The 14,737-nt window shown below is 65.2% G+C and carries 10 protein-coding genes and 2 pseudogenes; 6 read left to right on the top strand and 6 right to left on the bottom strand.

Annotated features, from left to right (window positions below; genetic code table 11):
* The first annotated feature begins 84 nt into the window (after window positions 1-84).
* The gene (locus tag ACZY0R_RS05470) at window positions 85-759 is read left to right on the top strand and encodes an MlaC/ttg2D family ABC transporter substrate-binding protein (RefSeq protein WP_488857483.1); all 675 of its coding nucleotides are present in this window, start codon (window positions 85-87) and stop codon (window positions 757-759) included.
* Between the two features lie 40 nt (window positions 760-799).
* Here the strand turns inward: ACZY0R_RS05470 and ACZY0R_RS05465 are convergent.
* The 5 genes and pseudogenes from ACZY0R_RS05465 to ACZY0R_RS05445 form a co-directional block, all read right to left on the bottom strand.
* Window positions 800-2,884, bottom strand: a pseudogene (locus ACZY0R_RS05465) (putative bifunctional diguanylate cyclase/phosphodiesterase).
* 252 nt (window positions 2,885-3,136) lie between these two features.
* Complete coding sequence (locus ACZY0R_RS05460) at window positions 3,137-4,462, bottom strand: MFS transporter (RefSeq protein ID WP_488857481.1); 1,326 nt, start codon at window positions 4,460-4,462, stop codon at window positions 3,137-3,139.
* 104 nt (window positions 4,463-4,566) lie between these two features.
* A complete protein-coding gene (locus ACZY0R_RS05455; RefSeq protein WP_488857480.1) occupies window positions 4,567-4,782 on the bottom strand; it encodes a DUF2783 domain-containing protein in 216 nt (71 codons plus the stop codon).
* A 35-nt stretch (window positions 4,783-4,817) separates the two neighbouring features.
* Window positions 4,818-6,548 (bottom strand): FAD-dependent oxidoreductase, encoded by a 1,731-nt coding sequence (locus ACZY0R_RS05450; protein ID WP_488857479.1) that lies wholly within the window; start codon window positions 6,546-6,548, stop codon window positions 4,818-4,820.
* 54 nt (window positions 6,549-6,602) lie between these two features.
* Window positions 6,603-7,562, bottom strand: a complete 960-nt coding sequence (locus tag ACZY0R_RS05445; protein WP_045236937.1) for an MBL fold metallo-hydrolase — start codon at window positions 7,560-7,562, stop codon at window positions 6,603-6,605.
* A 291-nt stretch (window positions 7,563-7,853) separates the two neighbouring features.
* Between ACZY0R_RS05445 and ACZY0R_RS05440 the strand changes: the two genes are divergently transcribed.
* From ACZY0R_RS05440 to ACZY0R_RS05425, 4 genes and pseudogenes are all read left to right on the top strand, one after another.
* Window positions 7,854-8,648: an IclR family transcriptional regulator gene (locus ACZY0R_RS05440; protein ID WP_488857478.1), complete on the top strand. Its 795-nt coding sequence runs from the start codon at window positions 7,854-7,856 to the stop codon at window positions 8,646-8,648.
* An 11-nt stretch (window positions 8,649-8,659) separates the two neighbouring features.
* Entirely contained in the window at window positions 8,660-9,505 is an 846-nt protein-coding gene (locus tag ACZY0R_RS05435) for an IclR family transcriptional regulator (RefSeq protein ID WP_488857477.1), read from the top strand.
* A gap of 711 nt (window positions 9,506-10,216) precedes the next feature.
* Window positions 10,217-11,620: pseudogene (locus ACZY0R_RS05430) on the top strand (type VI secretion system Vgr family protein); the annotation flags it as partial.
* A gap of 28 nt (window positions 11,621-11,648) precedes the next feature.
* Entirely contained in the window at window positions 11,649-12,296 is a 648-nt protein-coding gene (locus tag ACZY0R_RS05425) for a type VI secretion IcmF C-terminal domain-containing protein (protein WP_488859516.1), read from the top strand.
* A gap of 59 nt (window positions 12,297-12,355) precedes the next feature.
* On the opposite strand, the gene ACZY0R_RS05420 is transcribed toward ACZY0R_RS05425, so the two are convergent.
* Window positions 12,356-13,345 (bottom strand): LysR family transcriptional regulator, encoded by a 990-nt coding sequence (locus tag ACZY0R_RS05420; RefSeq protein ID WP_488857476.1) that lies wholly within the window; start codon window positions 13,343-13,345, stop codon window positions 12,356-12,358.
* A 324-nt stretch (window positions 13,346-13,669) separates the two neighbouring features.
* Here ACZY0R_RS05420 and ACZY0R_RS05415 point away from each other — a divergent pair, with 324 nt between their 5' ends.
* A complete protein-coding gene (locus ACZY0R_RS05415) occupies window positions 13,670-14,737 on the top strand; it encodes an aromatic ring-hydroxylating dioxygenase subunit alpha (protein ID WP_488857475.1) in 1,068 nt (355 codons plus the stop codon).

Genomic DNA, 14,737 nt, shown 5'->3' with positions numbered 1-14,737 from the left:
TTTGTTTTTGCGGGCAAAGCACTAGCATGGGGTAATGGATGCGGCGCAGCCGCATCCAGCCAACCCTTGCGGAGGAGCATTGCGATGCGTCGCCATTTCCGCCTTGCCCTTGCCAGTTCCGGTGGCACAGCCGTTGCAGTCCTGGCTGTGCTTGTCCTCGGCGCAGCCGTGCCGGGGAGCGCAGCGGCTGCCGGCCCCGACGCGGCGCCCGCCGCCGCCAGCGTCGACCGCTCCTCGCCGGACCGCATGGTCCGCGCCGCCGTCGAGGGCGTGCTCGGCACCATCCAGGCCAATCCCGACACCCGCAGCGGCGACCTCGACAAGATCACTGCCGTGGTGCGCAAGCAGTTCCTGCCCTATACCGATTTCCGGCACACCACGCGGCTTGCCGTGGGAAACGCCTGGCGCAACGCCTCGCCTGAGCAGCAAAAGCAACTTTACGAGCAGTTCGAGACGTTGCTCGTACGCAGCTACGCCTTGTCCCTGTCGCAAGTGCGTGACCAGGCACTGAAGTTTCGCTATAAGCCGCCACGTACCAGCGGCAACGACGTGGTGGTGGAGACCAGCATGATCAACAAAGGGGACGTGGTGCAGATCGATTACCGCCTGCAGCGCGGCCCTGCGGGCTGGGCCATCTACGACATCAATATGAGCGGTGCCTGGCTGATCGAGATCTACCGGCAGCAGTTCGCCGACATCGTGGCGCGCAGCGGCATCGATGGCCTGGTCAAGTACCTGACGAGCCACAACGCGGCCTGAGGCTTGCTGCTGGCCTCTATGTGGTTATGCGCTTTGGCGGCTACGCGGCGTTCGCCAGCTTATCGTTGCCGGCGAGCGATGCGATCAGCGTCTCCGCCGACATCGGCCGTCCCAGCAGGAAGCCCTGTAGCGAATCGCAGCCCAGCCGCGTCAGGAATTCCTGCTGCTTGGCCGTCTCCACCCCTTCCGCGACGATGTCCAGGTTCAGCGTGCGGCCCAGCGCCACGATGGCCGAGACGATCGCCGCATCTTCCGTGTCGCGGGCGAGATCCCGGATAAAGCCGCGATCGATCTTCAGCTCGCTGGCCGGCAGCCGCTTCAGGTACAGCAGGCTGGAATAACCGGTGCCAAAGTCGTCGATCGAGATGCGCACGCCCATGTCGTGAAGCTGCTTCAGGATCTGCAGGCTGGCATCGGTGTCGCGCATCGCAGTCGATTCGGTGACTTCGAGCGTCAGGCGGCCTGGCTCCAGCGCGTGCCGCGCCAGGGTATCCCGCACTGTCTTGATCAGGCTGGCATGCCGGAACTGCAGGGCCGACAGGTTGACTGCCACGCTCCAATGCGGATGGCCCGCATCGCGCCACTCCCGCATCTGCCGGCAGGCTTCGTCCAGGATCCAGTTCCCCATCGGCACGATCAGGCCGGTCTTTTCGGCCTGGGCAATGAACTGGTCCGGGGCAATCAGGCCGCGGGTGGGGTGCGCCCAGCGCACCAGCGCTTCCACGCCGACCACCGGCCCGCTGGGCGCGGTGAGCTTGGGCTGGTATTGCAGGATCAGCTCCCTGCGCTCCAGTGCCAGGCGCAGGTCCTGCACCAGTTGCAGCTGCTCGTGCACGTTGGCGTTCATCGACGCTTCGAAAAAGCAGATGGTATTGCGGCCCAGCGCTTTCGCGTGATACATCGCCGCGTCGGCGTTGGTCAACAAGTCGTGCTGGAGGGTGCCGTCCCCGGGGTACATCGCAATGCCGATGCTGGTGGAGACGCGCAACTCGCGGCCGGTAACCTGGAAGGGCTCGCGAATGGCCGTCAACACCTTCTCGGCGAGAGTCGCCGCGTCCGCCGGCTCGCCGACGCTGGCCAGCAGCACGAACTAGTCGCCGCCCAGCCTGGCAATGGTGTCCTGCGCGCGCACGGTGGCCCCGATGCGCCGCGCGACCTCGACCAGCAACTGGTCGCCAACAGGGTGGCCATAGGCGTCGTTCACCGCCTTGAAGCCGTCCAGGTCCATGAACATCAGGGCAAAGCGGGTGTTCTTCTGCGCGGCCTCCTGGATTGCCCGGTCGAGCCGGTCTTCCAGCAACACCCGGTTGGGCAGTTTTGTCAGGTTGTCGTGCAGCGCCAGGTAGGTCAGTTCCTGGTTAGCCTCGGCCAGCGATAGCGATAGCATCGCGGTGCGGGCCTCCATGCGCACGTCGAGCACCGAGGTGATCAGGGCAATGGCAAGCACCGCCAGCGTGACGACGATGATCACCACCGCCAGCCATCCCGTATCCATCCCGTCGCGCGCCGCCCCGCAAATGCTGCCGAGCGGGAACTCTGCAGCCGCCATGCCGGTGTAATGCATCCCGACGATGGCAACGCCCATGATGACAGCGGCGCCCGCGCGCAGGGGCCGCACCCAGATCGACTCCCGCCGCAGGTTGAATGCGATCCACAATGCCGTGCCGGAGTCCAGGACCGCGACCACGATGGAAAGGATGAACAAGGACGGGATGTAGCGGATGCCCGGCGACATCTGCAGCGCGGCCATGCCCGTGTAGTGCATGCCGGCGATGCCCGCGCCGATGAGCAAGGCGCCACCGGCCAGGCGCCGCCAGGGCAAGGTTTCCCGGCCCACGAGCCAGAGCGCAAGCGCCGACAACGCGATGGCGATCAGCAGCGAGACCCCGATGATCGGCAGGTCGTAGCCGAGCGGGATCGGCAGATGGAATGCCAGCATGGCGATAAAGTGCATCGACCAGATGCCGATTCCCATCGCGCACGCGCCGCCGGCCAGCCACCAATGCGCCGCGCGGCCCTGCGCGGTGGCGATGCGCCCCGCCATGTCAAGGGCGGTGTATGAGGCCAGGATCGCGACAAGCAGCGAGATCAGTACGAGCGAACTGTTGTGGCTGCCGGCAAGCATTGAGGCCCTTTCTCTTTCTCTTTCTCTTTCTCTTTCTCTTTCTAGACGTTGACTTTGATCTGCCTGGATTTCGCCTGATGTGCACTCGCACGGGTGCGTGATAGAGAAGGCGCCAGTTCGCCGCTCATAACGACATGTTAACTGGCAAATTTAGGTAAGGCTTGAAAAATAGGTTGTCCGGCTTTCCGTGCAGGCCCGGCGACCGGCCGGGCGCTACGCCTGCGTTGGTTTTTGTCCCGCGCCGGCCGGCGATCAGTGCCGCGGCTCGCCCCTGGGCACTCCGGCCCACATGGCGACGCCGCTGGCCACCAGCAAGCCTGCCAGCAGGTACAACGCATTGTCCATGCTGCCGGTGTGCGTCTTGATCTGCCCGATGACCCAGGGGCTGACGATGCCGCTCGTAATGCCGATGCTGCTGATAAAGGCGATCCCGGTGGCCGCCGTATGCGCAGGCAGGTGGCTGGGCGGCAACGACCAGAAGATCGGCAGCGCGGCAAAGATCAGCACGGCCGCGACGGACAGCAGGGCGAGCATTGCCGCGAAGCTGGGCAGATGCAGGGTCAGCAGCGCCAGTGCCAGCGCGCCACCCGACGTGCAGGCCAGGAAATGGCGATGCCGCTCGCCGCGCCGGTCGGAGTTGCGGGCGATCAGGATCAGGCCGACGGCGCCGATCGCGTTCGGGATGACGGAGTACAGGCTGATGGACATCACGTCGGTAATGCCGAAATCCCGGATCATCAGGGGCATCCAGAAGCTCAGGGTGAGCGAGCCGCATGTCAGCGAGAAGTAGATGAACGCGAACAGGTAGATGCGCGGATTGCGCAGCGCCTGCATCAGCGCGCTGAAGGAGTGCGCATGCGCGGCGCTCCCGGCCGGGCCGTTCTGCGCGGCGAGGAAGGCCTTTTCCTTGTCAGTGAGCCAGCTGGCCTGCTGCGGGCCATCGACCAGGCAGACCGCGGCGATGAGCCCGAGGATGATGGCGGGCGCGCCTTCGATGGCGAACATCCACTTCCAGCCGTAGAGGCCGAGCACGCCTGCCATGTCGCGCATGATCCAGCCCGAGATCAGCCCGCCCAGCACGCCCGCCACGGCAACCCCGGCAAAGAAGATGGCCATTACCGCCGCGCGCCGCCGCGCCGGGAACCAGTAGGTGAGATACAGGACGATGCCGGGGAAGAAACCCGCCTCGAACACGCCGAGCAGGAAGCGCAGCGTATAGAAATGCGTTGGGGTGGACACCATCATCATGCCGACCGAGGCGGCTCCCCACAGCAGCATGATGCGGGTGAAGGTGCGGCGCGCGCCGAAGCGGGCCAGGAGCATATTGCTGGGCACTTCGCACAGGACGTAGCCAACGTAGAAGACGGCGGCGCCCAGCCCGTACATCGCATCGCTGAAGCCCAGGTCCTGCTTCATCTGCAACTGGGCAAAGCCGATATTGATGCGGTCCAGGAAGGAGATGACGTAGCAGACAAACAGGAAGGGGATGATGCGCAGCCAGATCTTTCGATAGAGCGCGTCATCATCGCGCACGGCAGTAGCCTGGGGCGCGATGGCCCCTGCAGAGGGATAAGTCATGGATTGTCTCCGGGAACGCGGGCGTCGATTCGCCCTGGATGCCGGCGTCTTGCGCGCCTGGGCAAAGAGTTGGGAGCGGCGGGCGCAGGATGCGCCCGCCGCGGTCAGGCTTGCGCGCTGCGGTCCTGCACCGCACCTGCCCGCGCCAGTTGCATGGCCGCGAGCAGCGTGCCGTGGTCGCCGATATGATTCGCGAGCAACAGGATCAGTTGCGCATTGACCGCCTGGCTCTGGCCGTCGTCGAGATTGCGGTGCATGTCGATCAGGGCTTCGTAGAAGTCGTCGGGGCGCTTCAGGTTGGGGTGTGAATTGAGTGCCATCGCTCTGTCTCCGATTCGGAATGTCGCCGGAATGCCTATGCCGCGACGGGGGCAGGGGCTTGCGCCTTTGCCGCCGCCTGCATGCACGGCGCGTTGCCGGTTGCGCGGGCCAACGCCTGCCCGACGCTGGCGATGTCGGCCTGCCGCCAGCGCGCGCAGACATGCTGGTCCGGGCGGATCAGGTACAGCGTGCCGGGCTGCGCGTCGTAGCGCTGTGCCGCCAGGCCCTCGGCGTCGCGCAGTACCGTCACGCCCGGCTGCCCGGTGCAGGCTTCCCCCGCGTCGACCACGACCAGCTTGAGCGGCAGCGTGCCTTGGCGCAGGCTTTGCAGGGCCCGCAGGTCGCCGGCATCGGGCGCGCCGAATACCAGCGCGGTGAACTGCCCGCCGAGTTGCGGCAGCAGCCAGCCCGGGCCTTGTTCCCCGGATACGGGCGCATCCACGCAGGCCGCGCCCGGCACCATGCCGCCGGCAAATTCGCTGGTGTCGGGCGTGTTGAGCGGCGAATTGTGCAATACCGACGGCAGGGAGAGCCGTCCGCTATTGACCAGCTGCCGCGCGAACGCATGTTGCTTCGACAGGTTCAGTACGGCATCGCGGAACACTTTGCTGACGGCGCTCTTCGGCGTGATGAAGTCGGTGGAGCGCGTCGAGTTGCGGATGTTCTCGTCGGCGGCATACTCGCGCTCGCTCGCATACGTATCGAGCAGGCTGTCCGGCGCCTGGCCCTGGAGCACGAAAGCCAGCTTCCAGGCGAGGTTCTCCGCATCCTGCACGCCGCTGTTGGCGCCGCGCGCGCCGAACGGCGAGACGCCATGCGCGGAGTCGCCGGCAAACAGCACGTTGCCGTGGCGGAAGCTGTCCATGCGCAGGCAGGAGAAGGTATAGACGCTGACCCATTCCAGCTCGAACTTCGCATCGGGCCCGAGCAGTGCCTGCACGCGCGGAATCACGCGCTCCGGCGTCTTCTCCAGCACCGGATCGGCATCCCAGCCGAGCTGGAAGTCGATGCGCCAGACGTTGTCGGGCTGGCGGTGCAGCAGCACGGACTGGTTCGGATGGAAGGGCGGATCGAACCAGAACCAGCGCTCGGTGGGGAATTCGGCTTCCATCTTCACGTCGGCGATCAGGAAGCGATCCTTGAAGGTGCGGCCCTTGCTGTCCAGGCCGAGCAGGTTGCGCAGCGGGCTGCGCGAGCCATCGGCCGCCACCACGTAGCGGCCGGTGAGCGCATAGGGGCCGTCCGGCGTATCGACGGTCAGCACCACGGCGGCATCCGGCGTGCCGGCATGGCGCTGCTCGATGCCCACCACCTTGTGCTTCCAGCGGATCTCAAGGTTGGGCAACTGGCGCGCGCGGTCGAGCAGGAAGCCCTCGACGTAGTATTGCTGCAGGTTGATGAAGGCCGGCCGCTGGTGGCCGGCTTCCGGCAGCAGGTCGAAGGTGTAGACCTGCTCGTCGCGCACGAAGACCTTGCCGACGTTCCAGCAAACGCCCTTTTCCACCATGCGCTCGCCGCAGCCGAGCCGGTCGAAGACGTCCAGCGTGCGCTTGGCGAAGCAGATCGCGCGCGACCCGTTCGACAGGGTGCAGTCATCGTCCACCAGCACGACCGGCACGCCATGCTGGGCCAGGTCGATCGCGGTGGCCAGCCCTATGGGGCCGGCGCCGACGACGATGACGGGGTGAGGATTGCCTGCCTGCTCCTGCCGTTGCTCGGGGCACGGCTGGTAATCAAATGACAGGTTCTGGTAGTCGTTGCTCATGCCTGTGTCTCCATCCACTCTACTCGGCCGTTCCATCTTTGCGGCGGCTGGTCTTCAATCCTGCAGCGCGGCCCACATTTCCTTGTCGCGCTGCGCGGTCCAGATGCGCGGGTGCTTGATGCCGCTGGCTTCGTCGAAGGCGCGCGACACGTCGAACGGCAGGCAGTGCTCGTAGATGAAGACATGGCCGAACTTCGGGTCCATCGATTTGCGCGTATGGGCCATCGCGCTCTTCAGGTCGAGGCGGTCCACCACGGCCTCCTTGCCAGCCTGGAACAGCGTGGTGACGAAGTCCTTGGTGTACTCGATGCCCTTCCTGACCTCCTCCGTGTTGGTGAGGGCAGGGCCACGGCCGGGAACCAGTTTCTCGGCGCCCAGTGCCTGCAAGGCATCCAGCGTGGCCGGCCATTGCTCAAGCTGCGCATCGCCGCAGTAGCACGCGGCGTCGTATTCCACCAGGTCGCCGGAGAACAGCACCTTTTGCGAAGGCAGCCAGACCACCGTGTCGCCCTTGGTATGGCCGGAGCCCAGATGCGCGATGCGGACTTCGAGCTTGCCGAGGTACAGCGTGATTTCCTTCTCGAACACCAGCGTCGGCCAGGTCAGGCCCGGCACGGTCTCGACGCCGGCGAACAGGCGCGGGAAGCGCTCGATCTCGGACTTCATATCCGCTTCGCCGCGCTCGACGATCATTTCGTAAGTGCCGCGGCTGGCGATGACCTGCTGCGCGCCCTCGGCGAAATAGGCCGACGCGCCAAGCACGCGCACCGCGTGGTAGTGCGAGAGCACGACGTACTTGATGGGCTTGTCGGTGACCGAGCGGATCCTGGCGATCAGGTCTTGCGCCATGGCGGGCGTGGCGGTGGTGTCGACGATCAGCACGCCGTCGTCGCCGATGATCACGCCGGAGTTGGGGTCTCCCTCGGCCGTGTACGCGTAGGCGTTCTCGGAGAGTTGGGTGAAGGTGACTTTCTTGGCTTCCAGGTCGGCCTGGGATGCGAATGCCTTGCTCATGCTTGCCTCTTTCTTTTCTGCTGCGTGGGGAAAAGACGAGACAGCAGGCGCCGGGGCGGATCACTGCATAGCGGGGGACTGTCTCGCCCCGTTTTCACTCTGTAACTGCACCGGTATCGGGGTAAGGCCATCTTAGGAATCTCAGCGAAATTAGTCAATAACAAATCTCATTGTTTTTGACTAATAAAATACGAGAGCCGGATGCGGCACAGAAACCAAGGGGAAACCCTCGGGGATGCGGGAGGTGGGGCGTCTGGTCGATTACTATCTGGGTTTTCAAGCGAGAGGCGAATGGCAAGATCAGCGGACAACACGTCGGATGCCGGTGGCGCGGAGAAAGCGCAGCGCGGCATACAGAGCGTCGAAGTCGGCGGCCGTTTCTTGCGGGCGCTGGCCGATGTCCGTGCCCCCATGACCCTGGCCGACCTCGCGGCTGGCGTGCAGATCGCGCCCGCGCAAGCACACACTTACCTCGTCAGCCTGGTGCGGCTTGGATTGATCAAGCGCGACCACTTGTCCGGGCGCTACGAGCCCGGCCCGCTGGCGCTGCAGCTCGGGATGCTGTTTCTCGACCATGATCCCGCCTACCGGGCAGCGGTGCCGCGCGTGGCCGCGCTCGCCGCGTCGTGCGGATTCAGCGTGGCGATCTGCGCCAGCGGGCCGCAGGGCCCAACCATCGTCCGCTATGCACACGCCAGTTCGCCCTTGCACGTGAACCTGCACGTGGGCTCGGTCATGTCGCTGTCGGCAACCGCGACCGGCCGCGTATTCTGCGCGTTTCTCCCGCCCGGGCAATGGCAGGCAATCTGGCAACAGCAGCAGCCCGGCGGCACGCCCGGCGCCGCCTTCGGCGCGATCCTTGCCGCCATCCGCGAGCGCGGCATCGAGCGCAGCATCGATGCGCCCAGCCCGGCGGTCAGCAGTCTCAGCGTGCCGGTGCTCGACACCAGCGGCCGCCTGCGCCTGGCGCTGACCGTGGTCGGCTCGACCGGCGCCATCGATGTGGACTGGCGCGGCCCCGTGGCACTTGCCCTGCTCGACACCGCGGCAGCCATCCGTGAAGCCATCGCCGGTACTCCCGAATGACCCCAGCACCCATGCCAACCGACGACACCCAGGGCGAAGCCGCCAAACCGCAGCGCGGTATCCAGGCGCTGGACAATACCGGCCAGTTGCTCGCCGCGCTGGTGGCGGCAGGGCGGCCCCTGCCGTTGCGCGATCTCGCGCGCGCGGCCGGCATGCCGCCCGCCAAGGCGTTCCCGCATCTGGTCAGCCTGCAGAAGATCGGCCTGCTGGCGCGCGACGCGGCGGGCAATTTCCTGTCCGGCCCGCTGGGTCTCGAACTCGGGCTGATCGCCTTGCAGCGGCTCTCGCCAACCCGCGAGGCCGAGCCGGAAGTGATCGAACTGGCGGGCGCGACCAGCCTTAGTGTGGCAATGGCAGTGCTCGGCCCGCTGGGGCCGACGGTAGTCCGCCTGGAAGAAGCCGCGCGGCCGCAGCACGTCAGTCTGCGGGTGGGTACTGTGCTCTCGCTGGTCAATACGGCGATCGGCCGGTTGTTCGCAGCGCACCTGCCGGAGCACGCGCTGATTGGCCTGCTGGGCCAGGACGAGCTTCGGCTGGCCGGTGTGCGGAAATCGGAAGTCGTCCAAGCGGATGGCGGCGCGGGCGAAGCGCTTGCGCCAGCGTACGCGGCCCGGCTGGCGCAAATCCGCGCGCAGCGGATCGACAACGCGCTGAGCCGGCCCGTGCCCGGCATCGACACACTTGCGGCGCCCGTGTTCGACCACACCGGCAGCATTGCGCTGGTCATCGCCCTGATTGGCACGTCGGGCAGCTTCGACAGCGGTACAGATGGCGCCACGGCCAGGACTCTGTTGCAAGCGGCGCGGCGGTTGTCGTGGCGGTTCGGCGCGATGGAGCCGGCTGAGGCGGACGGCTAGGCGCGCGGAACGCCGGTGCGCCTGGTGCGGCGATTGTTCCGGTGATGGCACCGTACATCTCCACAGGGATGCTCGTCATCTGCGTGAAGCGTAGTTCATGCAATGAAGACGCTGCCGCTATATCTCGTCTCGATACCGGCCTTTGCAATGATTGTCACAGGGGGCAGCATTAATCTGGGGGCGAGTACGCGGGCATCAAGACGTCTGAAGCGCGAAGGTTCCCGACGGGCATAGCTTAGGCCAGCATTCTCGCTACCCAAGACCGGGTAAATCCCGCTCCGAAAATCTTAGAGCCACTTTGCCGTCAGTTCCGGAAAGAGCCGGGGCGGCGCAACCGCTGCCGTCGCCCATGGTTGCTGCTCACTGGTGGCGGTGCCGCCAGTAGCCAACTGCTCCCCGATCTGGCTGAAAAGAGTTGGCTGACCGCTCGCAATGGGCTACTGCCGCGGCGCAAGCGCGACACCGACCAGCCGGATGCTGGCTGACTCTAAAGCTGCACTAAACGCTTTCCAATTCTTGTGACAACGATCCGTTAAGGCAGTGCGCCATAGTTAATAGCATGGAGACCTATTTTAGATATATAGGATAAGTACGAATTTATGTTAGAAAAATGTTAAATTTCAAAAATAGCAGATAAGGTATTTATGGCATAGAAGAAGACGTTTAAAGTCCTGCGTCAGCATCGATCACGCTGACAACGGAGCGAAAACCATGACGGATCCGGATGAACAACGGAGGACATACGGCGGTGCGCTGCCCAAGGAACTGACCGGGCGCCAGGCGTATTTCCTCGAGGTGCCCGGCACGGCCAGCGCCGCCGAGCTGTCGGTGGTGTCATTCGAAGCGGTGGAGCGGATGGGCGAGCTTTACACCGTCGCCATCCAGCTGACGCATCCCTTGCCGCTTGAGCGCGCCGACTATCTCGGCAAGGATGCGACCTTCCTGATCGATCCTGGCGACGGGACGGAGCCGCGCAAGTTTGCAGGCTGCATCATGCGCTTCAGCCAGACCAAGCAGACCCATGATTTCAGCAGCTACGAGATCGTGGTGGAGCCGCTGGTCGCACGGCTGCAACTCACGCGCGCGAGCCGCATCTACCAGAACAGGACCGCCCCGCAGATCATCGAGGCGATCCTGCGCCGGCATGGCCTGCAGGGCCATCAGTTTCGCTTCAGGACGCGCCGCAAGTATCCGCAGCACAAGTTCCGCCTCCAGTACCAGATGTCCGACTGGGCTTATATCCGGCTGCTGATGGAGCAGGAAGGGCTCTACTGCTACTTCACCCCGGGCAAGTTCGGCGAGATGGTGGTGTTTGGCGACGACATCGACCACTACATTTACCTGCCGGAGTTGCGGGTGCCCTTCCGTGAAACGGCAGGGCTCGAGTCCGGCGCCGAGGCGGTGACCGATCTCAAGACCCATGCGCAGACGGTGCCGGAATCGGTCCGCGTCGCGGACTACAACCCCGACCAGTCCTGGGAGCGTATCCACGCCGAGGCGAACATCGCCCGCAAGGACAAGACGACCTACGGCCAGTCCTACGTCTTTGGGAGCCATCACCTGGACAAGGACGGCGCCAAATGGGAGGCCCAGCTGCGCCACGAGGCGGCAATCGCCTCGCAGGTGGTCTACGAGGGCGAGAGCAATGTGCTGGACGCCCGCCCGTCGCGCATCCTGCGCATGGACCGCGTCCTGCCGGATGCGCCCAACGGGCAGGTGATCATCGAGGTCAGGCACAGCGGCGCGCGCGACCAGGCCTACCGCAACACCTACAAGGCGATCCCGTCCGACCGGCGCTTCCGGCTGCCGCTCAATGAAGACAAATGGCCAAGGATCCGCGGCACGCTGAGCGCGCGCATCACCTCGCCGGGCCAGCTGCAGCCGGCGCAGGCGAGCCTCAACGAGGCCTGGCGGCAAAGCATCGCGATGACGTGGGGCCGCTCGTTCGCCGGACGCTATCCGTTTGCCGACAGCGCCAACGATGCGTCGCTACCCGAACTGGCGCGCTTCCTGCGCCCGCAAAGCGGCCTGATCGGCGCGTTCCTCGGCACGCAGCTGGCGGGCGTGCTTGAACTGCAGGGCGATCAATGGCTGCCGGCAGCCACCGGCGGGCAGGCACAGTCCTTCGATCCCGCCTTCCTCAATGCGATCAACACCTTGCAGCGCATTGCAGCGCATTGCGGCGCACCTGCTGGCGCAGGGCAAGCCCCGGTACCGCTTCGAGTTCAAGCCGATCCCGACCCCGGGCCTGACCGACACGCTGCTGACGCTGGATGGGCAAAAGCTGCATTACTACAACCAGCGCGAGACCTGGCAGGCGATGACCTGGCCGGCCAGCAACCTGCAGGACCCGGGTACCCGGCTGCAGTGGCAGACCGAGACGGCGGGCACCAACAAGAACTACGAGTTCGGCGGCCGCTGGGGACTGGTGCGGATGCTGGAGCGGGCGCACATCGAACCGGTCGACAGTGCGAACTACCAGTTGACGTGGCAGGCGAGGCCGGAAGGGTCGGAAGCGCCAGACGCCAAGGGGCCGAAGGCCCGTGTCGAGAGCCAGGCCGATGGGCATGGCCAGACTCTCGCCGAAGATCCCGACAGCCTGACCGCTCGCAGCGCCAAGGTTCCTGTTACGGCGGACTTGACCTATCCGGTGCGCTACCTGATGCGTACCGAGGTCGGCCAGGGACCGCTGGAGATGCTGGCCCTGCGGGGCTTCGTGCTGCCATCGCGCATCTTCGTGGGCCGGGAGCCGCGGGTCGCGGCACGGGCCACTTCGGGCACGCGTAAGTAGGCAAGCGGAGGAAAACCGACGCATGGGCGCGGGAACGCCTGCGTGTTCAGGCGCGCTGCTCATTGTCCCTTTGCCACGCGCCGCGACCGCTTCACCGGCGGTGGCGATGCCGCCGGTTCATCCTCCCCGACGAATACCTTGGGATAGTGTTCGAAGGTCCGCTTCACCAGCTCGCGCAGCCAGATGATTGCCGGGTCATGGTGGAAACGCGGGTGCCAATGCTGCTTGATGGCAAATTTCGGCAGCGCCACCGGCGGCTGCATGACGCGCACCGTGCCGTATCTTGCAAAGACGTTGGCGAGTTCCAGCGGCACCGTGGCAATCAGCTCCGGATGCTGCTCGATCAGCAGCGGCACGACCAGGAAGTGGGGCGTGGACAAGTAGATGTTCCGCTTGATGCCGTGATCGTCGAAGGCGCTGTCGTAGGCCGCGCTGGCTCGCCCTGACAGCGTAACCACAATCTGCGGCATGCGCTGAAATTGCTCCAGCGTCAGGGCTTCGCCGATCTCGCGGTTGCGCGCGCTTACGATCGTCACGAAGGAATGCATGAACAGGCGCTGCTGGAACAGGCCCTCCGGCGCGGCGCGGATGGAGCCAAGCGCCAGGTCGGCTTCTCCGGAGCCGAGCAGGCCTTCGATCTGCTGCAGCGGTACCTGCAGCGTGCGCAGCGTGCAGTGCGGTGCTTCGCGGCGCAGCCTGCTGATCAGCGGCGGCAGGAAGACCAGCTCGCCCATATCGGTCATGCACAGATTGAACGTACGCCGCGCCGCCAGCGGGTCGAAGCGCGCCTGGGACAGGACTTGCTGCCTTACCGTCGCCATCACGCCGACGATGGCTTCGGTCAGTTCCTCCGCCTTGTGGGTGGGCATCATGCCCTCGGGCGTCTTGACGAACAACTGGTCGTCGAAGAACGCGCGCAGCCGGTTCAGGGCGTGGCTCGTCGCACTTTGCGTCAGGCCCAGTTCCTGCGCCGCCTTGGTCACGCTGCGTTCCCGCAGCATCGCGCCGAACACCGACAACAGGTTGAGGTCCAGCTCGTCTGCATGCATGGCGTACATTCCAGCTATTAGGTAGATGACGTTGACGCATGTTTGCTCCAAACCTATTCTGCAGTCAAGGACCCCGGAGATGGGTCCCGGCATACGGAGACAAGACATGACGCCCCACCTTTCCGCGCATTTGCACCCGCATTCCCGCCTGCACGGGGCATCGCCCCCATCCTGATTTCCCGCCTGGTCCAGGCCACGGCACCTTAGCCCGGTCTGGCAGCTTCCATTCCCCGCCCACGCATCGCTGGAAGGCAATGCGTGCATGGCAACGCGCGCCCCGGATTTCCACGCCGGGCGCAAAGAGACTTTCCGAAGGAACGCAGCATGTTTATCAAGAACACCTGGTATGTGGCCGGCTGGGACAATGAGATCCCCGCCGAAGGCATGTTCTCCCGCACCATCATCGGTGTACCGGTGGTGATGTACCGCAAGGAAGACGGCAGCATCGTCGCGCTGGAGGACCGCTGCTGCCATCGCGGCGCGCCGCTGTCGGTCGGGCGCAGGGAAGGCGACTGCATCCGCTGCATGTACCACGGCCTGAAGTTCGACAGCGCGGGCCACTGCATCGAGGCGCCCGCGCAGGAGCGCATTCTGCCGCAGGCCAAGGTGCGCAAGTTTCCCATCGCCGAGCAGCACCGCTGGGTCTGGATCTGGATGGGGGATCCAGACAAGGCCGATCCGTCGCTGATCCCGGATACGCAGTGGCTGGACCACCCGGACTGGCGCAGCCAGGACGGCTATATCCACTACGACGTGAACTACCTGCTGATCTGCGACAACCTGCTGGATTTCTCGCACCTGCCGTTCGTTCACCCGACCACCCTGGGCGGGAGCGAGGACTATGCCGCCGTCAAGCCCAAGGTGGAGCGTATCGACGGCGGCGTGCGAATTACGCGCTGGGCCATCAATACCGAGGCGCCCGCATTCGCCAAAGCCGTCAAGGAATGGCCCGGGAAAGTTGACCGCTGGAATATCTACAACTTCACGATCCCGGCCATCCTGCTGATGGACTCCGGCATGTCCCCCACCGGCACGGGAGCGCCGGAGGGCGTGCGCGTCGACGCCGCGGAGTTCCGGGGTTGCCAGGCGATCACCCCGGAGACCGAGAACTCCACGCACTACTTCTTCGCCCATCCGCACAACTTCGCCATCGACAAGCCGGAAGTCACCGCGTCGATCCACCAAAGCGTGGTAACGGCGTTCGACGAGGACCGCGAGATCATCTCGGCGCAACAGCGAAGCCTCGCGCTCGAGCCGAACTTCAAGATGATGCCGTTTTCCATTGACGCGGCGCTGTCGCAATTCCGTTGGGCCGTGAACCGCAAGCTCGAAGAGGAAGAGGCAGAATCCCCGGCACCCGTTGAGAAGACGGCGATGTCCGGGTTGAGGTAG

The sequence above is a fragment of the Cupriavidus sp. F041 genome, assembly GCF_057814235.1.
This window is presented reverse-complemented; position numbering and strand designations above follow the sequence as displayed.